Source organism: Bradyrhizobium sp. P2_E8 (assembly GCF_056403875.1).
In genome coordinates this window covers 1-1,172 of sequence record NZ_JBFUES010001531.1, presented here as the reverse complement: position 1 = coordinate 1,172, position 1,172 = coordinate 1, and the positions used below count along the sequence as shown (strand labels likewise).

The 1,172-nt window shown below is 65.5% G+C and carries 1 protein-coding gene; it reads left to right on the top strand.

Going from position 1 to position 1,172, the window contains the following annotated elements; genetic code table 11:
- Positions 1-1,172, top strand: a 1,172-nt coding sequence (locus AC1D00_RS42050; protein WP_477014767.1) for a caspase family protein, incomplete at both ends; no start/stop codon positions are given.

Here is a 1,172-nt window from a genome sequence, read left to right as displayed (position 1 = left end):
ATGAAGCGCACGGTGGCCTCAAGGGCCATCGGCCGCGGCCTTGCCAAGGTCGAGCCGACCAGCCCGAACACCATGGTTGCCTTCGCGGCCAAGGCGGGCTCGACCGCCTCGGACGGCGACGCCAAGAACAGCCCGTTTGCCACCGCTCTCGTCGAACGCCTGCCGATGCCGGGCCTCGATCTGCGCAAGGCGTTCGGCTTCGTACGCGACGACGTCCTCAAGACCACCGGCTACAAGCAGGAGCCGTATGTGTACGGCTCGCTCGGCGGCGATGACGTTTCGCTGGTACCGGCCAAGCCGGCGGCAGCGCCGGGCCCGCAGGCCAACCCGGACAGCGAAATCCGACGCGACTACGARCTGGCGCTCCAGCTCGGCACTCGCGATGTGTGGACCGCTTTCCTCAATCGCTACCCGAGCGGGTTCTACACTGATCTGGCAAAGGCTCAGCTAAATCGGATCGCTGCCGAGGAAACGCGGGCTGTCGCCACAGAGAAGGCCCGGCAGGCCGAAGAGGAGAAGACCCGGCTCGCAGCCGACCGGGCCAAGAAGGCCGAGCAGGAGAAAGCGGCAGCCGCCGCCAAAGCGGCCGAGGATGCGCGGGTCGCGGCCGAGAAGGCGAAGCAGGTCGAGGAAGCCAAAGCCGCAGCGGCGGAGCAGAAGAGGAAAGAGGCCGAGGCTTCCGTCGCCAAGGCGCTTGCCGACAAGCAGGCCGCCGAGAAGGCGCTCGCCGACAAGATCGCGAACGACAAGGCAGCATCCGAGCTGGCCGCAAAACAGGCGGCTGAGAAGGCTCAGCGTGACGGCGAGCAGAAGGTCGCTGCAGTTTCGCCAACTCAGTCGCCGCCCAGTCTCTCGCCGCAAGAGACCGCCAAATTGGTGCAGTCAGAACTCCGTCGCGTCGGCTGTCTGGCAGCATCGGCAGACGGCGACTGGAATGCGTCATCGCAACGCTCGCTGACGCTGTTCAACAAATATGCGGGAACGAAGCTCGACGCCAAGCTCGCAAGCTTCGAGGCGCTCGATGCCATCAAGGCCAAGCCGGGCCGGGTCTGTCCGCTGGTGTGCGATCACGGCTTCAAGGCCGATGGCGACGCTTGCGTGAAGATCGCATGCCGCGCCGGCTATCGCGTCAATGACGACAATGAATGCGAGAAGGTCCAGGACAAGAAGCC